Annotated in this window: 18 protein-coding genes; 12 read left to right on the top strand and 6 right to left on the bottom strand. The window is 72.6% G+C overall.

Translation table 11 applies throughout. The features are described from left to right. Positions 1–4: 4 nt before the first annotated feature. Genes FH608_RS13830 through FH608_RS13820 form a run of 3 tightly spaced genes read left to right on the top strand, consistent with a single transcriptional unit; the run spans position 5 to position 2273 of the window. A complete protein-coding gene (locus tag FH608_RS13830; RefSeq protein WP_226899459.1) occupies positions 5–913 on the top strand; it encodes a carbohydrate ABC transporter permease in 909 nt (302 codons plus the stop codon). Then, positions 910–1737 (top strand): carbohydrate ABC transporter permease, encoded by an 828-nt coding sequence (locus FH608_RS13825; protein ID WP_139630857.1) that lies wholly within the window; start codon positions 910–912, stop codon positions 1735–1737. Before FH608_RS13830 ends, FH608_RS13825 begins: the two co-directional genes overlap by 4 nt. Positions 1738–1757: 20 nt before the next feature. Beyond that, the gene (locus FH608_RS13820; RefSeq protein ID WP_226899457.1) at positions 1758–2273 is read left to right on the top strand and encodes a luciferase domain-containing protein; all 516 of its coding nucleotides are present in this window, start codon (positions 1758–1760) and stop codon (positions 2271–2273) included. 71 nt (positions 2274–2344) lie between these two features. On the opposite strand, the gene FH608_RS13815 is transcribed toward FH608_RS13820, so the two are convergent. Further along, the gene (locus FH608_RS13815) at positions 2345–2974 is read right to left on the bottom strand and encodes a hypothetical protein (protein WP_139630856.1); all 630 of its coding nucleotides are present in this window, start codon (positions 2972–2974) and stop codon (positions 2345–2347) included. 399 nt (positions 2975–3373) lie between these two features. On the opposite strand from FH608_RS13815, the gene FH608_RS13810 reads away from it, so the two are divergent. From FH608_RS13810 to FH608_RS54715, 3 genes are all read left to right on the top strand, one after another. Beyond that, on the top strand, positions 3374–6118 hold the full coding sequence (locus tag FH608_RS13810) for an RING finger family 4 domain-containing protein (protein WP_139630855.1): 2745 nt from the start codon (positions 3374–3376) through the stop codon (positions 6116–6118). Between the two features lie 287 nt (positions 6119–6405). Then, the gene (locus FH608_RS13805; protein ID WP_226899456.1) at positions 6406–7734 is read left to right on the top strand and encodes an L-lactate MFS transporter; all 1329 of its coding nucleotides are present in this window, start codon (positions 6406–6408) and stop codon (positions 7732–7734) included. Beyond that, complete coding sequence (locus FH608_RS54715) at positions 7731–7841, top strand: MFS transporter small subunit (RefSeq protein ID WP_449866992.1); 111 nt, start codon at positions 7731–7733, stop codon at positions 7839–7841. Before FH608_RS13805 ends, FH608_RS54715 begins: the two co-directional genes overlap by 4 nt. 368 nt (positions 7842–8209) lie before the next feature. On the opposite strand, the gene FH608_RS52655 is transcribed toward FH608_RS54715, so the two are convergent. Further along, positions 8210–9586 carry a hypothetical protein gene (locus FH608_RS52655; RefSeq protein ID WP_226899451.1) on the bottom strand — a complete coding sequence of 459 codons (1377 nt, stop codon included), beginning with the start codon at positions 9584–9586 and terminating at the stop codon, positions 8210–8212. 366 nt (positions 9587–9952) lie between these two features. On the opposite strand from FH608_RS52655, the gene FH608_RS13795 reads away from it, so the two are divergent. Together FH608_RS13795 and FH608_RS13790 are read left to right on the top strand one after the other, a co-directional pair. Then, positions 9953–11218: a histidine kinase gene (locus FH608_RS13795; protein ID WP_226899450.1), complete on the top strand. Its 1266-nt coding sequence runs from the start codon at positions 9953–9955 to the stop codon at positions 11216–11218. Further along, positions 11215–11874, top strand: a complete 660-nt coding sequence (locus FH608_RS13790) for a response regulator transcription factor (protein ID WP_139630852.1) — start codon at positions 11215–11217, stop codon at positions 11872–11874. The genes FH608_RS13795 and FH608_RS13790 overlap by 4 nt, the downstream gene beginning before the upstream one ends. Before the next feature lie 327 nt (positions 11875–12201). Here FH608_RS13790 and FH608_RS13785 read toward each other — a convergent pair whose 3' ends face one another. Further along, positions 12202–13626, bottom strand: a complete 1425-nt coding sequence (locus FH608_RS13785; RefSeq protein ID WP_139630851.1) for a DHA2 family efflux MFS transporter permease subunit — start codon at positions 13624–13626, stop codon at positions 12202–12204. A gap of 77 nt (positions 13627–13703) precedes the next feature. On the opposite strand from FH608_RS13785, the gene FH608_RS13780 reads away from it, so the two are divergent. Genes FH608_RS13780 through FH608_RS13770 form a run of 3 tightly spaced genes read left to right on the top strand, consistent with a single transcriptional unit; the run spans position 13704 to position 15717 of the window. Continuing rightward, positions 13704–14156, top strand: a complete 453-nt coding sequence (locus FH608_RS13780; RefSeq protein WP_226899449.1) for a MarR family winged helix-turn-helix transcriptional regulator — start codon at positions 13704–13706, stop codon at positions 14154–14156. Next, positions 14153–14734 (top strand): NADPH-dependent FMN reductase, encoded by a 582-nt coding sequence (locus tag FH608_RS13775; RefSeq protein ID WP_139630849.1) that lies wholly within the window; start codon positions 14153–14155, stop codon positions 14732–14734. Before FH608_RS13780 ends, FH608_RS13775 begins: the two co-directional genes overlap by 4 nt. Positions 14735–14766: 32 nt before the next feature. Next, the gene (locus FH608_RS13770) at positions 14767–15717 is read left to right on the top strand and encodes an NADP-dependent oxidoreductase (protein WP_139630848.1); all 951 of its coding nucleotides are present in this window, start codon (positions 14767–14769) and stop codon (positions 15715–15717) included. A 362-nt stretch (positions 15718–16079) separates the two neighbouring features. On the opposite strand, the gene FH608_RS13765 is transcribed toward FH608_RS13770, so the two are convergent. Further along, positions 16080–17375 carry an FG-GAP repeat domain-containing protein gene (locus FH608_RS13765; RefSeq protein ID WP_139630847.1) on the bottom strand — a complete coding sequence of 432 codons (1296 nt, stop codon included), beginning with the start codon at positions 17373–17375 and terminating at the stop codon, positions 16080–16082. 88 nt (positions 17376–17463) lie between these two features. On the opposite strand from FH608_RS13765, the gene FH608_RS13760 reads away from it, so the two are divergent. Further along, positions 17464–17829 carry a cupin domain-containing protein gene (locus FH608_RS13760; protein ID WP_139630846.1) on the top strand — a complete coding sequence of 122 codons (366 nt, stop codon included), beginning with the start codon at positions 17464–17466 and terminating at the stop codon, positions 17827–17829. A gap of 55 nt (positions 17830–17884) precedes the next feature. On the opposite strand, the gene FH608_RS13755 is transcribed toward FH608_RS13760, so the two are convergent. Both FH608_RS13755 and FH608_RS13750 read right to left on the bottom strand, forming a co-directional pair. Further along, positions 17885–19306 (bottom strand): N-acetylmuramoyl-L-alanine amidase, encoded by a 1422-nt coding sequence (locus FH608_RS13755; RefSeq protein ID WP_139630845.1) that lies wholly within the window; start codon positions 19304–19306, stop codon positions 17885–17887. Between the two features lie 6 nt (positions 19307–19312). After that, complete coding sequence (locus tag FH608_RS13750) at positions 19313–20290, bottom strand: M23 family metallopeptidase (RefSeq protein ID WP_139630844.1); 978 nt, start codon at positions 20288–20290, stop codon at positions 19313–19315. Between the last annotated feature and the right edge of the window lie 133 nt (positions 20291–20423).

Here is a 20423-nt window from a genome sequence, read left to right as displayed (position 1 = left end):
CGTGGTGATCACGACCTCGCGGCAGCAGGCGTCCCGCCGCGGCACGACCGGCGCACGGCCGGTCGTGCGGCGGCGGACGCACCCCATGTGGTTCATGGCCCCCGCCTTCGCCATCCTGCTGGTGTTCTTCTTCCTGCCGACGGTGTTCAACTTCGTCTACGCCTTCACCGACTGGTCGGGCTTCAAGAGCTCGATCAACCCGGTGGGGCTGGAGAACTTCACCGACCTGGCCTCCAACGGCACGCTGTTCCGGTCGCTGCGCGTCACGGTGGTGTACGCGGTGCTGGTGGCGATCTTCCAGAACCTGTTCGGCTTCGGCCTGGCCGTGCTGCTCGAACGCGACACGCTGGTCAACCGGGTGGCCCGGGTGTTCTTCCTCATCCCCGTGCTGATGTCCGCGCTGGCCGTCGGCTACATCTTCCAGGCGCTGCTCAAGCCCACCGGCGGCCTGAACCGGCTGCTCGGCATCGACTACGCCTGGCTGGGCGACACCACGTGGACGATCGTGGTGGTGGCGCTGATCCACGCGTGGAAGTGGATGGGGCTGTCGATGCTCATCTACCTGGCCGGGCTGAAGACCATCTCCGAGGACATCGTGGAGGCCGCGCACATCGACGGCGCGTCGCGCTGGCGGACGTTCTGGGCGGTGCGCTTCCCGCTGCTGGCGCCCGCGATCACGTTCAACGTCGCCACGGCGCTGCTGGGCTCGATGAACGGCTTCGACGTCGCCCAGGCGACGACCGGCGGCGGCCCCGCCCGTACGACGGAGATCCTCAACATCTTCATCTACCGCACGTTCGGGCAGGGGCTGTTCGCGCAGGCCACGACGATGAGCCTGGTGCTGTTCCTGCTGGTGGCGCTTATGGCGTTCCCGGTCATCTACGTCCTGCGCAAGCGGGAGGAGGTCCTGTGAGGGATACGTCCTTTCTGAGGCGGTCGCAGCCGGTCGTCGCGCTCGTCCTCGTGGTGGTCTCCATCGGCATCCCGCTGTGGCTGGTGCTGGTGACGGCGGCCAAGTCCCAGGGCGAGGCGCTCAACCCGGACCTGTCGCTGCCGTCGGAGTGGCACCTGCTGGAGAACCTGGGCCAGGTGTGGACCCAGGGCGAGGTGCTGTGGGCGTCGCTGGGCAGCCTGCTCGTCGTCGTGCCGTCGGTGGTCGGGGTGCTGCTGTTCGGCTCGATGGCGGCGTGGATCCTGGCCAGGCGCGCCACCCGGCTCAACGCCGTCCTGTACGCGCTGGCGATCAGCGGCATCGTGCTGCCGCCCGCCGTCGTCACCGTCGTGCTGCTGCTGCGCCAGCTCGGCCTGGCCGGGACCGCCGTCGGGATGATCGGCGTCTACATGGGCATCTACATGTCCACGGTGATCTTCTTCGTCACCGGCTTCGTGCGGACCATCCCCGACTCGCTGGAGGAGGCGGCGCAGCTCGACGGGGCGAGCCCGCTCAAGGTGTTCTGGCTGGTCGTGCTGCCGCTGCTGCGCCCGGTGCTGGCCACGGCCACCATCCTGGTCTGCCTGTACGTCTGGAACGACGTCTTCTACGCCTTCTTCGTCATCGGCGGGCGGCTGGACACGCTCCCGCTCAACCTCTTCCGGGTGGCCAGCGCCGGGCTCTACCTCAACAACTGGCACCTGATCTTCGCGTACGTGATCCTGATGAGCCTGCCCCTGGTCGTGGTCTTCGCCGTGGCCCAGCGGAAGATCATCTCAGGCATCACCAGTGGGGCCGTCAAGTAGTAGTTGTACGATGACGTACTGTGAGCGGCCATCATGCAGACGCAGGCACGGACGAGCCGGAGCGGCGCGCCGAGCTGCCGGAGCGCCGCGGCCCGCGCCCCGCCACCACGCCCGTGATCCCGCACCAGCAGATCGACCAGATCGCGCCGGTCGAGCTGCAGGAGGAGCTGTGGCGGCGCATGTCCGGCCTGCCCCACGTCCGCACCGGCGCCAGCGTCGTCTCGCTGCCGGAGACCAGGGCGCTGCACCTCGACCCGGCGCACGCTCACGGCCCGAGCACGGCGTTCGTCCGCGACAGCACGGAGTTCGCCCACCTGCACGGCGATCACGACGGCAGCCTGCACGCCCTGCTGCCCGAGGGGCAGGCCGCCGAGGCCGTGGCCAAGGGGTGGGCCGAGATGCACCCGGTGGTCCACGAGCGCGGGCTGGCACCGACCCTCGTCATGGTGTACGGGCCGCGGGACGCGGAGGAGCTGGAGACGGTGTGGACGCTGGTCCGCCGCAGCCACGCCTTCGCCTCCGGCCGCACCCTCTAACCGATCAGCCCCGCCTTCGCCTCCGGCTCTTGCAGTGGTCAGCCATGCCTCCGGCCGCACTCTCCGGGCGGTCAGCCGCTCCCCGTCGTCACCTGCATGCCGCCCGGCCCGACCTGCGCGGTGAACGCCCCCGGCACCGGGCGGCCCAGGCGGATGACCGCTCGCTTGCCGTCGATGCGCACCAGCCTCAGGGAGAAGCCGTTGATGTTGGCGGCGCCCTTCGGCCCCGGCTGCGTGAGGGTGGCGCTGCCGAAGTCGTAGCGCACCTGCTTCTTGCGGACGCTCAGCACCTTCACGCCCTCGACGCCGGCCCTGCCCATGCCGCGCGCGTTGAAGCGGATGGTGTCACCCGCCTTGACCCATACCTCGCACCTGGCGTCCGCGCAGGCCGACAGCCGGGTCCCGTCCGCGGGCGGCTTCCCGGCCGCCGGGTCGGCGGTCGTCGGGGCCGGGGAGGGTGAGGTCGACGGCGTGTCCGAGGCGGTGCCGGACGGCCGGCCTCCCGGGGACGCGGTCGACGAGGGTGCGCCATCCGTCGGGCTCGTCGATGTGGTGGCGCTCGGGCTCGTCGCCTGGGTGGTGCCCGTCGCGGCGGGGTCACCGCCGCCGCAGCCCGCGAGGGAGACGGCCACGGCGGCGGCGAGCAGGGGGCGGCGCAGGGTCCAGGGTGCGCGGCGCCCCGGTTGTCGCGCCTGGTCCATGGTCGATTCCCTCCGTACGGGTCCGGGCGCCTTCCGGCGGCGGATCGGCTGTGCACGCGAACCGTTGTGCACGCGAACCGTAACGCTCCGCGTCCGGGACCGGTCCCGGACGCGGAGCAACCGGTTTCGGCCGCGAGCAATCGGAGGCGGGACCGGCCACGAGGGCGGCAGCGGCGAGGCCTCGCAGGGTGAGCACCGGAGGTGGACCGGAGCCCTCACAGGTCAGGAAATTTTCGGGCATGTCGTGATCAGCCCTAGTAGGGTGCCGGGGAGGCGGCTCCTGGGTGTGCTTCCTTCTCACTCGCCGTGAACGAACAGCGTGCCCGCTCTCCGCCCACGCGGGCCGTGCGGGTTCCCGTACGGCCCGCGTCCCGTTCTCCTCAGCCGCGGGGGTGCCTGATGGACGGTTCTGGCGAGATCCTGCTGCGCCGCCGCAGGCTGGTCGCGCCCGAACTGCTGGCCGCCGGCGCGCGCGTGCCGCCGCCGGTCGGGAAGCTGCCCAGGCGGCTCGGCGTGGTGCCCGCGGACGTCCCGGCCGGGGTGGCGGCGCTGGAGTCCGAGCTGTTGCAGCTCGGGTTCCTGGTGTCCGGGGAGCTGTACCGGGCGCTGGCGGGGCTCGGGGTGGAGGAGCTGACGAAGGCGGGGCGGCGATTGCTCCACTGCCTGCGCGAGGAGGTGGGGGCGAATCACTCGCACATCCCACTGTTCCGGAAATTTCCGGACAGCGTCCCTTCTGATACGTCGGTGTTCTACGTGCGCCGGGTCTTCAGCCTGCTGCTGCAGGATCCGGCGCGCCCGTGCGTGCTGTGCGGCCGGAACGAGACCGTGCACCCCGTGTCGCCGTGCGCCCATCTGGTGTGCCGTACGTGCTGGGACGGATCCGACTTCTCCGCCTGCCCGATCTGCCATCGCCGCATCGACCCCGACGACCCCTTCCTGCGCCCGTCACCGGAGCGGGGCTCCACGCGCCGCGGCGCCGTGACGACCACCACGCTGCTGCGGCTGTGCCACGACCCGGCCGCCGCCTGCCGCGAGCTGGCCACGGACATGATGGCGCGGCGCACCCCCATGGCGGCGCACGATCGGGCCGAGCTCGAGGTGCTCCTCGACGACCACTGGCCCGGCGCGCTGGCGTGGGTGCCGGACGCGATCCCGGTCAAGGAGACGCGGGCCGCGGTGGTGGCGTACGCGCTGCGCAAGGGTGCCGATGAGCTGCTGCCACACCACGCCGACACGGCGACGGACGTGCTGCGGGTGCTGTACGCGCTGATGGGCGCCGATCCGGGGCTGCGGGTACGGCCCGAGCGCCGGACGTCCCTGCCCCGTGCGCTGCGGCGGGCGGTGCTCGCCCGCTTGGACGCGATGCCGTACCTGCTGGAGGACCTGCTGCGGCACCGGGAACGGTGGAAGCACATGGCCGAGGTGCTGCACCCGCACGAATACCACGCCCGCTTCCTGGACGCGGCGCTGGCGTTCGCGGCGCTGCGCGGGACGCGGCCCGACCCCGGCACGGCGCTCGGCCGCGCCCTGCTGGAACGCGCCGCCGGCCGTCCCGACGTGGAGGTCAGGAAGGGGCGGCTGCGGGGGGCGACGTTCGCGAGCCGGGTGGAGACGGCGCTGGCCGACGGCCGCCACGCCGACGCCTGCGCGCTGCTGGCCCAACGCCCCGGCGACCTGCTCCGCCGCCTGTCGCATGTGCTGCGGCAGACGTACGGCGAGGAGGCGGCCGGACACCGCTCGGAACAGGCGTACAGCGAAGAGCCGTCCGGGCACCACTCGCGGCAGTCGCACAGCGACGAGCCGGCCGGGCACCACTCGGGACAGCCGCACCACCAACGACCCTCCGGGCTTCACTCGCGGCAGCGGTTCGGCGCGGAGCCTGCCACGCACAACTGGCTCGACGGCCAGGTGCCGCGGCCGCTGGACGTGCTGGAGGCAGCGGTGCGTCGGGTCGCGCCGGGGGTGCTGCTCGCGGCGCTCGGCCAGGTCAGAACGCCGCCCGGCGGGATCAGGCTGTTCCTGCCGCGCGCCGGCACCGCGCGATTCTGGACGCGCCCCGACGACCGGCCCCCGCTCCCGGACGAGGTCGTGCTGGAGGCCGAGCGCATCGTGACGGCGGAGCTGCTGCGGCGGGCCGGCGACCTGCCGCCGCTGCGCCGGGTGCTGCTGGACGAAGGTCTCGCCGACCTGGTGGCGCCGACCTCCGAGCGTACGGCCGGCGCGGCGCTCGTGCGGCTGGTACGCGGCAGCAACCAGCCCATCCCCGCGGGCAAGCGGATCCGGTTCTTCCTGCACTGGGCCGAGCCGCCGGGCACGCGGGTGGACCTGGACCTGTCGGTGGCGGTGTTCGACGAGGACTGGCGGTTCGCGGGCGTGTGCGACTACACGCGGCTGCGGCTGGGCAACGGGCTCGTCCACTCCGGCGACCTGACCTCGGCCCCCGAACCGCTGGGCGCGTCGGAGTTCATCGACGTGGACGTGCGCGCCCTGGCCGCCCGCTACCTGGTGCCGGTCGTGTTCAGCTACAACGACGTGCCGTTCGAGGAGCTGATCAGGGGATACGCGGGATTCATGGAGCAGCCGCACGGGGTGTTCGACCCGACGGCGGTGCGGCAGAGGTTCGACCTGGCCGGGCCGGCCAAGATCCTCGTGCCGCTGGTGGCGGACCTGTGGACCCGAACCATGCGCTGGGCCGACCTCAACCCGTCCGACATGGGCACCTACCACAGCGTGGCCGGAAGCTCCGCGGAGCTGGCCAGGCTGGGCGCGGCGCTGGAAAGCGCCTTCGAGCACCGGGTGACGCTGTGGGAAGTGGGGTGCTGGCACGCCGCCGCCCGCGCGGCCGAAGTGGTGGTGCGCCGCCGTGACGGCTCATGCGTGCGGTACGCGCGCCGCCCCGGCGAGGACGTCGAGGGGTTCGCCGCCCGGTTGACGGCCCGCGCCGACGCCCCGCCCCTGGACGGGCCGCCGGACGGAGCGGACCTCGCCGTGCTGGTGTCCGGTGACGTCGCGCTGCCGGGGGCGGAGGTGTACGCGCTGCACCCGTACGCGGTGGGTGAGGCCCGGCTGCTGGATGCCGCGGACCTGCTGAGCGGCCTCTCCCCCGCCACGGCCGACCACGCCTTCGCCACCGGCACCCCCTGACCGCCCACCACCGGCGCCCCTGACCGACCGACCGCCACCGGCACCGACCGCCCGCCCTGGCGCCGACCGCCCGCCCTGGTACGCCCGACCGGCCACGCCAGCACCGCATGATCGAGCACCGACGACACCCCTGATTGACCGTCGATGACACTGCTTGACCGACCGCGGGCACGGACGACCGCTCGTCGCGCGTTTCAGACCGCTCGGCGTAAAAGATCTATAATACTGCATACTGTATGTGGTAGGCGTGGCAGGTGGCACTTAGTTTCCTCGACCGTTCTCGCACCGTGGCGGCCCCGGGGTGGAGCCGCTGGCTGGTGCCGCCCGCGGCGCTCTCCGTACACCTGGCGATCGGCCAGGCGTACGCGTGGAGCGTGTTCAAACCCCCTCTCGAATCCTCACTCCAGCTGTCGGGCACCCAGAGCGCCCTGCCGTTCCAGCTGGGAATCGTCATGCTCGGCCTGTCGGCGGCCTTCGGCGGCACGCTCGTGGAGCGCAACGGGCCGCGCTGGGCGATGTTCGTCTCGATGGTCTGCTTCTCCTCCGGCTTCCTGCTGTCCGCGCTCGGCGTGGCCACCCGGCAGTACTGGCTCGTGGTGTTCGGGTACGGGTTCGTCGGCGGCATCGGCCTCGGCATCGGCTACATCTCCCCCGTCTCCACACTGATCAAGTGGTTCCCCGACCGGCCCGGCATGGCGACCGGCATCGCGATCATGGGGTTCGGCGGCGGAGCACTCATCGCCTCGCCGTGGTCGGCGCAGATGCTGCAGTCGTTCGGCGCCTCGACCGGCGGCATCGCCAGCACGTTCCTCGTGCACGGCGTGGTCTACGCGGTGTTCATGTCGATGGGCGTGCTGCTGGTACGCGTGCCCCGGGAGGGCTGGTCGCCGCCGGGCTGGACGCGGCCCGCCGTCGCCTCCAGGCCGCTGATCACGGACGCCGACGTCTCGGCCCGCAACGCGATGCGCACCCCGCAGTTCTACCTGCTGTGGATCGTGCTGTGCTGCAACGTCACCGCCGGCATCGGCATCCTGGAGAAGGCCGCCCCCATGATCAGGGACTTCTTCGCCGACACCGCCACGCCGGTCGCGGTGGGCGCCGCCGCCGGGTTCGTGGCGCTGCTGTCCCTGGCGAACATGACCGGCCGGTTCGTCTGGTCCTCCACCTCGGACCTGATCGGCCGCAAGAACATGTACCGCGTCTACCTCGGCGTCGGCGCGCTGCTCTACCTGGTGATCGCGCTGGCGGGCAACTCCTCGAAGCCGCTGTTCATCCTGTGCGCGCTCGGCATCCTGTCCTTCTACGGCGGCGGTTTCTCGACCGTGCCGGCGTACCTGAAGGACCTGTTCGGCACGTACGAGGTCGGTGCGATCCACGGCCGCCTGCTCACCGCGTGGTCCACCGCGGGCGTGCTCGGCCCGCTGATCATCAACGCCATCGCGGACGCCCAGGAGACCGCAGGCCGGTCGGGGCCCGCGCTCTACACGACCTCGCTCTACATCATGATCGGGCTGCTGGTCGTCGGACTGCTCGCCAACGAGCTGATCCGGCCGGTCAGCGACAAGTACCACGAGAAGCCGGCGCAGGTGGCGGTGGAGGAAGGGCAGACAACGTGAACGAGCGGCGGACCGGCCTGATGGTGCTGGCGTGGGCCTGGGTCGGCCTGCCCTTCGCCTTCGGGGTGTACGAACTGGTGATGAAGCTCACCCAGCTGTTCGACTGACCAGCTCCCGGGTTCGGCCGTCCAGGCTGTCGTAAGGCGCTCTGCCCGAACGCGCCGACACCACTCACCGAGCCGAACCCGGCTGAGCGGAACCGTGCAGCGGAACTGGGTAACCGCTCTGGGTAGCACCAGGCCTGACCACGAGGCACGACCGGACAGGGCCGAGGCACGACCGGACAGTACTCAGGGACCAGACACGGCCGAGGGAGGACCGGACAGGACTCAGGAACCAGACACGGCCGAGCAACCGGGCCTGCGGACAAGGCTGCGGCTCCCGCAGCGCAGTGGTGCTCCGGGCGGCCGAATCAGGTCATGCCGGGCAGCGGGCCGTGGTGAGAATGTCGGTGAACACGGCAAGGAGCGGCGTGTCACTCCGGCCGGGTGCGGCGCCGTCGCCGCCAGTAGGCGATGGTGAGCGCGCCCAGCAGCGGTCCCCACAGCAGCAACGGGGCGTAGCTCGCGAAGAACACGACGATGTCGAACGAATCGTGCATCGCCAACGGGTTGTCGCTGGTGATCGGTTTCCCCTGGAGCGTGCGGCCGAGGGCGCCCTGTGCGGCGACGGTGGTCCACAGGACGGTCAGCACCGTGGCACCGAGAGCCGCGGGGATGACCGCGAACGCCGTGGGCACCCTGCGTCCGCGCAGGCCCGGAACCCAGCGGGGGAACGCCTCTCCCCACCGCGCGATCAGGCCGACCGCACTGAAGGCCAGCACCTCGGAGACGACCGACAGGATGACCACGTACACCTCGAGCGGCATCCACGAGGGGAGGTTCCCGGTGCCGCCCTCGACATCGCCGTTCACGATGGGCGCGTGGAAGACGACCGCCGCGATCCGCCACAGGCTGGACGGCAACACGGTGTACGGGATGGCGTAGGCGACGATGCGCGCCCAGCGGGGCACCCCGGGGACGGGGGCGTGCGCGGCCGTCCACGCCGTGCGGAACCGTCCCTTGCGTGGCGGCTCCGCGCCGTGACGGGGTCCGGAACGGGGCCGGCCAGCCGCGGAAGATCGTGTCGTGTCCGCGTATCCGGCGGCGGCCAGCAGCAGGAGCGCACCCCACAGCAGGAAGATCGGGTAGGTGGCGGTGAAGCCCCAGTTGCCGTCGAGCACCTCGGTGCCACCGGCCGGGGCGCACCTGCGCGCCATCCCGAAGGTCAGGCAGCCGGTCATCATCGCGCCGTACTGGCCGATCAGCAGCCCCACCGGCACCGTCAGGACGACGGGCAGCCAGCGCGGCACGCGGCGGCCCCCCACCAGCGGAGCCCAGGACGGTATGACCTGCCCCCAGCGCTTGACCAGCCCCGACGTGAGCCCGGCGCCCACCACGGGACCCGCGATGAGGAAGATCCACCCGGCCGAGACTCCCCCGCCCGCGATGTCCGCCGCCTGGGTGGAGGTCACCCCGAACGGCACGCCGAGCACCCAGAGCAGGTGCGGCAGCGAGAAACCGAACAGCGGCACGGCCGCCGCCGCGATGGTGACGGCCCTGGCCCACGCGGCCGGCGTGCCGCTTTCCGACCGACGGGGCGCGGTGCGATGTCTCCACCTTTCGACGGCCACGACCAGCGCCACTCCACCGATCGTCAAGGCGATCTGTGCGGCCAGGGCGGGGTCGTCCAGCATGCCGAACGACAGCCGCATCACCAGGTTGCCGGGCGCCACCAGCGCGAGCCACGCCCCGGCCGCCCACCCGGCCGCGATCAGCAGCAAGCGGAGCAGCGCCGGCACGGCGGCCGACATGGAGGCCGCCAAGGCCGCTGCAGAAGCCGTCGACCCCACTGCCGGGGCCACTGCCGAGACCGCCGAAGCCGTCGAGACCGCCGAGGGAGCCGCGAGGGCCGAGGGAGCCGAGGGAGCTGAGGGGGCGGCTGAGGAAGAGGCCGAGAGGACCGAAGAGGAGGCCGAAGGGACCGAAGAGGAGGCCGAAGGAGCCGAGCGGGCCACCGAAGGGGTTGCTGTCGGGGCAGTTGTCGGGGCCCCTCTCGTTTTCCGGGTCATGCAAGAACGATCCCGTTGCGGCCTACGGTGGCGCATCACTTGGCCGGGTGAACCGCATCCCCCACAAGGGTGACCCGGGCTCGCGAGCGTTCGGGGACAATGGCCGGTGTGAGGGTGCATGCACTGGTCGACCCGCTGATCAGCGGGGTGACCTACCGACGAGGGGTCCACCTGTTGCTGGGTGGTGTCCTCCTGCTGCCCTACCTCATTATCGGCTACACGATCGTCCGGGTGGTCACCGTGCCGGCCACGCCGCGGGTGCTGATCCCGCTGCTGGCGCTGGCCGTGCTCGTCGGCTGCGTGCCACCGTTCCTGCGCGGCACCCGGTCCCTGGAGATCGCGGCCGCGCGGTCGCTGCTCGGCGTCCCCCTGCCTGATCCGCCCGCGACGACCGGCCCGGCGACCGGCCAGGAGGCACGGGAGAAGAGGGAGACGAGGGAGACCAGGGTCCGTGGCGCCCTGTGGTTCGCCGTGCACCTGGTGATCGGCGGTGTGGTGGGGCTGCTGCTGGCCGTCCCCGTGGTGCTCGGCGTGATCTTCATCGCCCAGTGGTTCGGCGTCGATGCAGAGCTGATGGCCGGGCTGCGCGTCGGGCCGCTGAACGAGCACGACACCGGCTGGCTGGCGCTGGTCGGCGTCGTCCTGCTCATCGGCGTGCTCTACACCGTGGCGGGCCTCGGCGCGCTCGCCGCGGTGATGGCGCCGGTGCTGCTCGGGCCGTCGGCCGCCGAGCGCATCGCGACCCTGGAGGCCCACGCCACGCGGCTCGCCGAACGCAACCGGCTCGCCCGCGAGCTGCACGACTCCATCGGGCACGCGCTGACCGTGACCACCGTGCAGGCGGCCGCGGCACTGGAGGTCCTCGACACCGATCCGAGGTTCGCCCGCCGCGCCCTCACCGCGATCGAGGACGTCGGGCGCGCGGCCGCGGACGACCTCGACCGCGTGCTCGGCATGCTGCGCGAAGGGGGCCCGGCCGATCGATCACCCCGCCGCGGGCTGGCCGACCTCGACAAGTTGCTGGCCCAGTCACGCGGCACCGGCGTCGACGTGCACGTCGAGACCGAGGGCGCGGTGGGCTCGCTGCCGGCTCCGGTCTCGCGGGAGGGCTACCGCATCATCCAGGAGACCCTCACCAACGCGCTGCGCCACGCCGGCCCGGTCCCGGTCACGCTGCGTGTCGCCGTGCACGGCGGCAGCCTCGCCATCGACGTGGCCAACCCCGTCACCGGTTCGACGCCCCGGCACACGGGCGGGCGCGGCCTGATCGGCATGCGCGAGCGGGTCGACCTGCTCGGTGGGTCCATGACGGCGGCCCTGGAAGAAGGGCAGTGGAAGGTGTCCGTACGGCTGCCGAAGGGACGGCCGTCATGACCATCCGGGTAGCCGTCGTCGACGACGAGGAGCTGATCAGGGTCGGGCTGCGGATCATCCTCGACGCGCAGCCCGACCTCGAGGCCGTGGGCGAGGCCGCCGATGGCGCCGACGTGCCCGCGATGGTCGCGCGCACCCGGCCCGACGTGGTGCTCATGGACGTGCGCATGCCCGCGATCGACGGCATCCAGGCCACCCGACAGCTGCTCGCCACGTCCGCCCTGCCGCCCCGGGTGCTCATGATCACCACGTTCGACAACGACGACTACGTGTACGACGCGCTGCGCGCGGGCGCGAGCGGGTTCCTGCTGAAGCGCGCCCGCCCGGCCGAGGTGGCCGAGGCGGTCCGGGTGGTGGCGCGCGGGGAGTCCCTGCTGTTCCCCGCGGCGATCCGCCGCCTGGTCGAGACGCACGGCTCCTCAGGCGGGCCGGCGGGCGACCGCCTGCGCGCCGCGCGGCTGACCGAGCGCGAGGCCGAGGTGCTGCGCCTGATGAGCACCGGCCTGTCCAACGCCGAGATCGCCGCCAGCCTCTTCCTGGGAGTGGAGACGGTCCGGACACACGTCCGCAACGTGCTCACCAAGCTCGGCGCCCGCGACCGCACCCAAGCCGTGATCGCCGCCTACGAATCCGGATTCATCAGCCCCGGCGGCTGACCGGTCGGGTCCCCGTTGGCAGGCGTTCGTGCCGGTGATCGTGGGTGGCCATGGCGCGGCGCAGGAGGAGCGGGTTGCCGAACGGTGGGAACGCTGCCCTGCCCGGGTCAGTGCCTGCTCGCCCGCGGCGAGCTCCCACTAACCTGCGGCGGGCTCCCGCTCAGCCGCGGCGGGCTCCTGTCAGCTGCGGCGGGCTCCTCCTCGCCAGCGACCGGCCGCCATTCAGCTGCGGCGGGCTCCTACTCACCAGTGACCGGCCGCCATTCAGCCGCGGTGGGCTCCTGCTCACCAGCGACGGGCCGCCGTTCAGCTGCGGCGCGCTCCTGCTCACCGGCGGGGGAACTCGGTCAGAGCGCTGGTATCTGCGGGGGTCGGTTCGCGGCGCGGTAGCAGCGCCGCCGGGGCGAGCGCAATCAGGGAGAGGACGAGGGTGCAGCCGAAGGCGATCGCGTACGCCTGCAGGGCGGAGCCGCCGCCGTCGAGGTGGCGGGCCACGACGGCCAGGAGGAGTGCCGTGCCGAAGGCGCCTCCGATGCGCTGGACGACGCTGAGCAGGGTGGTCGCCGCGGGGATCTGCTCGGGTGACATGCGCATGTACGCGGCGGTGGTGATGGGGACGGTCGCGAGGCCGAGTCCGGCGCCGCGCAGGAACAGGGCGATGGACAGCGCTGGATCGCCTGTGGCCGGGGCGATCATGTACGGCAGGGTGGACGCGGCGGCGACGACGGTGCCGGTGATGAGGAGGGGGCGGGGTCCGAAGCGGTCGGTGAGGCGCCCGGCCAGGGGTAGCGCGGCCATGGTGCCGAGAGCGAGGGGAGCCAGCAGCAGGCCGGTCTCCACGCCGGTGGCGCCGCGTACCTGCTGGTAGAAGAGCGGCAGCAGCAGCATGGGGCCGAAGATGGACGCGCCGGCCAGGAGCATCAGCCCGCAGGACAGGGCGAACGCGCGGTCCCTGAACAGCCGCAGGTCCACCAGTGGATGGCGGCGTCGGAGGGCTCGGCGGGCGTAGCCGCTCAGCAGTGCGGTCCCGAGAGCGATCGGCGGCCACGCGCCGCCCAGGCCGTTGGCGGAGGCCGTCAGCTGGGTGCCGCCGTACAGCAGTGCCGCGAGCCCAGGGCAGAGCAGGAGCAGTCCGCGCAGGTCGAGGGGCCGGCGGTCGGTGGGGACGCTGTCGGGAAGCCCGCGCCAGGAAAGGATCAGGGCCGCCACGCTGAGCGGAACGCTGACCCAGAACACCCACCGCCAGCCGGGGCCATCGATCAGCACGCCGCCGAGGAGCGGTCCGAGGAGCGGCGCGAGCTGGCCGGGGACCGCGACCAGCGCCATCACCCGGCCCAGCCGCCGCGGGCCCGCCATGGTCGCCAGGATGGTCTGCAGCAGAGGCAGGATCAGCCCGCCGCCGATCCCCTGCAGGACGCGGAAGGCGATGAGGCCGGTGACCGACCAGGCCGCCCCGCACAGCAACGAGGCCACGGCGAAGACGAGCAGGCCGGCGCGCCACAGCACGCGGGCACCGACGCGGCTGAGCGCCCAGGGCATCGTGGGGACGACCACGGCCAGCGTGAGGAGGTGGGCGGTCGCCACCCACTGGATCTGCTCGGTGCCGGCGTCCAGCGCGATCCGGGCACCGTCCAGGGCGACTCCCACGATGGTGGTGTTGAGCAGGGACGCCAGGCCGCCGATCATCAGGACCACGGCCTGACGGACCAGTCCTGGGTCCAGCGGGTCGGGAGCCTCAGCTTTTGTTGGCATGCCAGCAGTATGTGCGCTATTTTGTTGGTATGCCAACAAAGGGTGCTGGGGGGCGTGGAGCGCGCTCCCATCCGGGAGTGCAGATCACCGAGGCCCCCATCGGGTCGCTGTTGCTGCAGGCGGTGCGGGCCCACGCCGCCCTTGCCACCTCGCTCCTGGCCGACCTGGGCCTGGTGGCCCCGCAGGAGGTGGTCCTGCTGTACCTGCAGGACCACGGCCGGATGCCGCAGGCGGAGCTCGTCCGCTTCCTGGGCCGCGACCGCTCCACGGTGACCGCGACCCTGCAGGCCATGGAGCGCGGCCGGCTCATCGTGCGGACGCCGTCCCGCACCGACCAGCGCGCGATGGACGTCGACCTCACCGACACCGGACGCGCCCTGTGCCCCCGCATCCGAGCCGCCTGGGCCGAGCTGGAACGGCTCACCTTCGGCCGGCTCGCCCCCGCACAGCGCGAGCAGCTGAAGGCCGGCCTCACCGCCGCGCGTGACGCCGCACGCGCCCACCACGAGAACAAGGAAACCCGCCCGTGAACGACCAGCCCCTGCGCCTGGCACTGATCATCGCCAGCACCCGCCAGGGCCGCTTCGGCGCGGCCATCGGCCGCTGGGCCGCCCGCGTCGCCGGCGGCCGGCCCGAGTTCACCGCCGACGTCATCGACCTGGCCGGCCTGTCCCTGCCCGCCGATCTCAGCGGCTCCGCCGCCGGGGCGCGGCTCGCCGGCCGCATCGGCGACTCCGACGCCGTCCTCATCGTGACCTGCGAGTACAACCACGGCTACCCCGCCTCGCTGAAACTCGCGATCGACACCGTACGCGAGGAGTGGGCCGCCAAGCCCGTCGCGTTCGTCTCCTACGGCGGAGTCGCCGGCGGGCTGCGCGCCGTCGAGCAGCTGCGCCAGGTTCTCGCCGAGCTGCATGCCGTCACGCTGCGCGACACGGTCAGCTTCCACTTCCCGCACGACCACGTGGATCCGGACGGGCGCGTCACCGATCCCGCCGTCGCCAAGGCGGCCGAGAGCGCGGCACACACCCTGTTCGACCGGCTGACCTGGTGGGGCACCGCACTGCGCGCCGCCCGCGCCGCCCAGCCCTACGCCCTGGCCGGCTGAGCGCCGACATCCGAGACGAGGAACTGCCCCCAATGCCGACCGTCATCGCGCTGACCCGCTTCGGCCCTCCGGAAGTCCTGCGGCCCATGCAGATCGAGACGCCCCGGCCGGGACCCGGCCAGGCCCTCATACGGGTGCGCGCGGCCGGGGTCAACCCGGTCGACTGCAAGCTCCGCCGCGGCGACTTCGCCGGCACTTACCCCACCGATTTCCCGCAGCGCCTGGGCAACGAGTTCGCGGGAACGATCATCGCCCTCGGCCCCGACGCCCCCACCGACGGCACCATCGCCGTCGGCCCGGACGCCGCCGGCGACGGCGCGCTCTCCATCGGCACGGACGTGGTGGGCTCGGCCACGGCGCAGGCCTACGCGGAAGTCCTGGTCGCCGACATCGCGGGCCTGGTCGCCAAGCCGCCGTCGCTCCCCTGGGAGACGGCCGCGGGCCTGCCGGCCGCCGGGCAGACCGCCCACACCGCCCTGTCCCAGCTGGGCGTGGGGCCCGGCGATGTCCTCCTCGTCCATGCCGCGGCCGGCGGCGTCGGCACCATCGCCGTGCAGCTCGCGCGTGATCTGGGGGCGCGGGTCATCGGCACCGCGAGCGAGAGCAACCATGACTACCTGCGCGGCCTCGGCGCCACCCCCACCACCTACGGTCCCGGGCTGCTCGACCGCGTCCGCGCTCTCGCGCCGGAGGGCGTGGACGCCGCCCTGGACCTGGTCGGCGGCCAGGCCATCACCACCAGCCTGGCCCTGGTCCAGAACCGCGACCGCATCGGTACGACCGTCGACCGGCGTGCCGTCGAGGAGCACGGGGTGCGGCGGGTGGGGGGCCGTTCCCTCCCGGCTCTGCGTGAGATCGTCGGCAAGGCGGCGGCCGGGCGCCTGGCTCTGCCCGTCCGGACGTTCCCGCTGCGTGCGGCCGTGGCCGCTCATCACCTCGTCGAGGGCGGCCACGTGCGCGGCAAGGTGGTCCTCGTCGTCTGACTCCTCGTCGCGGGGCAGGATCTTTGTGTACGTGGCGGCGGCGCCGGCGTGACGTGGTGGTGAGCGGCGCGGAGATCTTCGGTACGGAGCTGACGCCGGCTGCCGGGCAGCCCGACCGGATTCTGGAGGGGCGAGAACGAGATAGAGGTTTCCTCTGTTCTGAGAAGCCGGCCGTGGAATCGGGCCGGTGCGAGGGAAGCGTTCGGTGTGCCTGTCCGGATATGGGCCTGCGGGGATGACAGCGGGGCGGCGCGAACAGGCCCGTGGGAGCTGGCGAGCGCCCGGTCGCGGGAGCCGGGAACTGATGAGGGTTTGGATGGCAGGTGGTGGAAGCTGGTGAGGGTCCGGATGCGGGCGCGGGGTCAGCTGGGTGGCAGGGTGAAGCGGTTGAGGATGTTCCGGCCGTCCGCCGTGATGACGGTGAAGCCGCGGCCGGTCTGCGCCAGGACGAGCTCGTCGTCCCCGTCCCCGTCGTAGTCGCCGGACGCCAGTGGCGCGGCCGGTCCCAGCCCCGTGATGCCGGTGCCGGGGCGCAGGCCGCCGGGGGCGCCCCAGAAGAGGCGGACCGGGCGTCCGCCCGCGTACCCTCCGCCGAAGGCGAGGTCGTCGCGGCCGTCGCCGTTGAAGTCGCCGGAGACGGCGGCGCCCTGGAGGCCCTTGAACGTCCGGGTGCGGCCGCCGCCGTAGTAGACGGTCAGCGTGCTGTCGACGGTGGGAGGCTCCGTCTCGTAGCCGGGCTCGTCGTTGCGGCTGCCGTCGTCGCCGACCGCGACGTCCCTGGTGCCGTCGCCGTCGAAGTCGCCGAACGCGGCCGCCATGCCCTCGTTGAGCCTGCGTCCCTTCGCCGACAGCCCGCCGCGGCCCCCTTCGAGCAGCCAGCCGGCGGTCTGCTCGCCGTCGTCACCCTCGTACACGAGCAGCCCCGTCGCGTGCCGCCCGCCGATCTCGTCCACGGCCATCCGCCAGAACTCCTCGCCGGTGGGGGACGGCTGGACGGTCTGGCGGGCCGGGACGCCCTGGCGGCTGAACGGGCCGTACATGACGGTGAGGTTCGCGGGCGGGCTGGACATCGCCACGTCGGCGGCGCCGTCGCCGTCGAAGTCGCCGGCGGCGGCGCGGTAGCCGGCCCCGCCCACGGCGGGCAGCGGGAAGGCGGCGGGCGGGGCGGCGGGGTCGATGCCGTGCGGCCCGCCCCAGAACAGGCGCGGCCCGGGCCGGTCGTCGGGCTCACCCGCCCCGCCGTAGGCGAGCAGGTCGCCGAAGCCGTCGCCGTCGAGGTCGGCCCGGAAGCCACGGTCGGTCAGCCCGGACGAGAGGCGGCCGGACGGGATCAACGTGCGCCGCCCGGGGTCGAGGCCGCCGCGCGAGCCGTACAGGACGGCGAGCCGGTACGGGTTCGCGCCGCCCGCGTCCACCTGGACGACCAGGTCGGCGCGCCCGTCGCCGTTGATGTCGTCGGCGGCCCCGCGCCCGCGGCGGGACGTGTCCCGCGGATGCGCCGTGGCGGTGGAAGCCGGGGCCGACGCGGTGGGAGCGGGTGACGCGGTGGCAGCGGGCGAGGCGGTGGGGGCCGGTGAGGTGGCGCGGGGGCCGGGGGCGCCGCCGCAGCTCGACAGCAGCAGGGCCGAGGCCAGCCAGATGATCACCCTTCGCGGCACAGCCAGAGCCTACGGGACGGGCGCCGAGCAGGCGGGCCGGTCATGCCTTCCGGTCCTAAACTGGAAGTGACGGGAAAGGGGGACCGTCATGATCGAGGTCAAGAGCATCGACAAGCCGGACGAGCGCCGCGACTTTCCCATGGGCCACCTCGAGGTGTGCGGCCTGGAGGGCCTGAGCTTCGGCGTCTTCACGTTCGAGCCGGGCTGGCGGTGGTCGGAGTCGGTGCGGTCGCTCGCGGGCACCGACTCGTGCCAGGTGCACCACAACGGGTTCGTCGTCCAGGGCCGGCTGCGCCTGCGGGCCGACGACGGCGGCGAGGCCGAGGTGGGGCCCGGTGACGTGTTCGTCTGCACGCCGGGGCACGACGCCTGGGTGGTGGGCGACGAGCAGTGCGTCGTCTACGACTTCGCGGGCGGCGCCGCGGGGTACGCCAAGGGCGCGGCGACCGGCTGACACGGCGGTAGGCCGGACCGCCCGGCCCGGCCTACTCAATGCCTACAAGGGGGGGTCAGCCGCAGTGTTCGAGCGGGCTGTCGTACGTGCTGGTCCCCGCCTTGCCGCCCCACCGGACGCACTTGCCGGCGGCCGAGGCCCGGACGGGTCCGGCGTAGTAGGCGAAGTTGCCGCTGTCGGTGACGCGGGCCTTGCCCTCCACCTCCAGGTACGCGCTGGTCGCGGTGGCCGTCCCCACGGAGGTCTTCTTGATCGTGGTCACGCAGTTGTAGCCGTTGCCGGAGTTGTACAGCAGGTACACGGTGCCGGCCGAGCCGAGCGCGGCCGAGTCGATCACCTTGTACCCGCTGCCGCACACCGACTCGGGCGTGTGCGGGTTGGTGGCGCCGCCGCTGTCACCGGTGACGTACTGCATGTACGTGGTCCAGTTCCAGTAGCGGCCCGGGTCGGTGTGGGTGGCGTCGGGGACCTCGCTGTGGCCGACGATGTGGGTGCGGTCCTTGGGGATGCCGTACCGGTCGGCGATGTTGCGGGTGAGCGCGGCCGAGGAGCGGTACATCGCGTCGGTGAACCAGGTGGCGTTGTCGACGAAGCCCTCGTGCTCGATGCCGACCGAGCGCCGGTTGTAGGTGCCGGCGTGGAAGGCGCGGTCCTTCTCCCTGACCATCTGGGTGATGGCCCCGTCGGAGGAGCGCACGACGTAGTGGGAGCTGACGCCGGAGGCGGGGTTCTGGAACCAGGAGATCGTCCCGGCGTAGGAGCCCTGGGTGACGTGGATGACGATGCGGTCGATGGCGTCGCTGGACGGCCGGCTGGAGACGGCGTAGTTGCCGCTGTGCGCGGGAGCCCAGGCGGCCGACGGGTAGTCGGTGCTCGCGGCGAGCGCGCGGGGCTGGTCGAGGTCGCCGGCCTTGGCGTACGGGCCGAGGTCGGGCGTCACGGCGCGGGCCGGCGCGGTGACGCTCTCGCCGCCGGGCGTGGTGGCGCGGACGCCTCCGGCCAGCAGGTCGTAGACGGTGTCGGCGTAGAGCCGGGCGACCTCGGGCGAGGCGGCGCCGGAGTACCTGGCCACCGCCTGGTACCACGCGCCGGCGTCCTTGCGGGCGGCGGCGTCGAGCTTGAGCGCGTCGGCGTAGGAGCGCAGCACGGCCGCGCCGCCGGCGATGTTGGCGGCGTCGTCGCTCTTCAGCGCCGGGACGGGCCTGCCGGTCAGGGCGGCCGCCCGGTCGAGGGTCTTGCCGGTGACCAGGTGCATCACGCCGTAGCCGCCGCCGGCGCTGGGCTCGCCGCGGTGCCCGTCCAGGTGCGTCTCGGAGTAGGCGAGCGAGACCAGCAGGTCGCGCGGCACCTCGTACGCGGAGGAGGCGGCGGCGAAGGCGTCGGCCATCGGGCCGGCGGACGCGGCCCCCGCCGGCTGCTGCGTGAGCAGCAGCGACAGCGGGAGGGCGGCGGCGCCCAGGAGGAGGCGTAGCTTCATGGTGGGTCAGCTCCCGCAGTGTTCGGACGGGCTGTTGTACGTGCTGCTGCCGGCCTTGCCGCCCCACTTGACGCACTTGCCGGCGGCCGAGGCCCGCACAGGTCCGGCGTAGTAGGAGAAGTTGCCGCTGTCGGTGATACGGGACCTGCCCGCCACCTCCAGGTACGCGGTGGTCGCGGTGGCCTTGCCGAGGGAGGTCTTCTTGATCGTGGTCACGCAGTTGTAGCCGTTGCCGGAGTTGTACAGCAGGTAGACGGTGCCGGCCGAGCCGAGCGCGGCCGAGTCGATCACTTTGTAGCCGCTGCCGCACACTTCCTGGGGCGTGTACGGGTTGGTGGCGCCGCCGCACGTGTTGTTCGAGGTCACGGCGGCGCTCGGGTAGCCGAAGGTGACGCCGTTGAAGACGGCCCTGCGGATGTTGCCCGGGTAGCCGCTGCCCTCGCGGACCTCGTAGTGCAGGTGCGGGCTGATGTTGTTGCCGGGCTTGCTGGTGTTGCCGACCGTGCCGATCTTCTGGCCCTGCGAGACCTTGGCGCCGGCGGACACCGATCGGGAGTTCAGGTGGGCGTAGTACGACGTCCAGCCGCCTCCATGGTCGATCTTGACCAGGTTGCCGTAGCCGTTCGTGGAGCCCTGGTGGGCGGAGATGACCACGGTGCCGGCCGCGGCGGCGACCACGGTGTCGCCGAGGTCCGCGCCGGCCGTGCTGCCCCGGTTGAAGTCGATCTCGTACGACCTGTGGGCGCTGCTCGCGCTGGAGTTGCCGCTCCACCGCTGCCCGCAGGGGAACGGGAGCTGGAAGTTCGGCGCGGCCAGGGTGGACACCTCCGGGACCTCCACCTGGTTCGGCGGGTCGTTCGGGTCCTGCCTGGAGGAGGGCGCCGGCGTGGGAGCGGGGGTCGGTGCGGCCTGGGCCGCTGTCACGCCCGTGGCGAGGCTGAAGAGCAGGGCGAACCCGGCCGTAAGCACCCCTCTGAGTCTCATGCGGATACCTTTCTGCGGACGCCGGAGGGTGTGCTCCGCTGCCGTCGCCGCGAACTGTCCGTCGGATCTTCCGAAGCGCTCGTGCTGGGGCCAACATTGCGATTCCGGCATACAAAGAACATCCAAAATCGGT

This window comes from Nonomuraea phyllanthi (assembly GCF_006334985.2).
GTDB lineage: Bacteria > Actinomycetota > Actinomycetes > Streptosporangiales > Streptosporangiaceae > Nonomuraea > Nonomuraea phyllanthi.
The sequence above is the reverse complement of the archived record's forward strand: the minus strand, read 5'-3'. Positions and strand labels throughout refer to the sequence as shown.

What these genes read in the sequence shown, in the direction of transcription:
- FH608_RS13815 (WP_139630856.1), bottom strand. Translation starts at nt 2,974, where the DNA reads ATGGACCAGGCGCGACAACCGGGGCGCCGCGCACCCTGGACCCTGCGC.
- FH608_RS13810 (WP_139630855.1), top strand. Translation starts at nt 3,374, where the DNA reads ATGGACGGTTCTGGCGAGATCCTGCTGCGCCGCCGCAGGCTGGTCGCG.
- FH608_RS52655 (WP_226899451.1), bottom strand. Translation starts at nt 9,586, where the DNA reads ATGTCGGCCGCCGTGCCGGCGCTGCTCCGCTTGCTGCTGATCGCGGCC.
- FH608_RS13790 (WP_139630852.1), top strand. Translation starts at nt 11,215, where the DNA reads ATGACCATCCGGGTAGCCGTCGTCGACGACGAGGAGCTGATCAGGGTC.
- FH608_RS13785 (WP_139630851.1), bottom strand. Translation starts at nt 13,626, where the DNA reads ATGCCAACAAAAGCTGAGGCTCCCGACCCGCTGGACCCAGGACTGGTC.
- FH608_RS13770 (WP_139630848.1), top strand. Translation starts at nt 14,767, where the DNA reads ATGCCGACCGTCATCGCGCTGACCCGCTTCGGCCCTCCGGAAGTCCTG.
- FH608_RS13760 (WP_139630846.1), top strand. Translation starts at nt 17,464, where the DNA reads ATGATCGAGGTCAAGAGCATCGACAAGCCGGACGAGCGCCGCGACTTT.
- FH608_RS13755 (WP_139630845.1), bottom strand. Translation starts at nt 19,306, where the DNA reads ATGAAGCTACGCCTCCTCCTGGGCGCCGCCGCCCTCCCGCTGTCGCTG.
- FH608_RS13750 (WP_139630844.1), bottom strand. Translation starts at nt 20,290, where the DNA reads ATGAGACTCAGAGGGGTGCTTACGGCCGGGTTCGCCCTGCTCTTCAGC.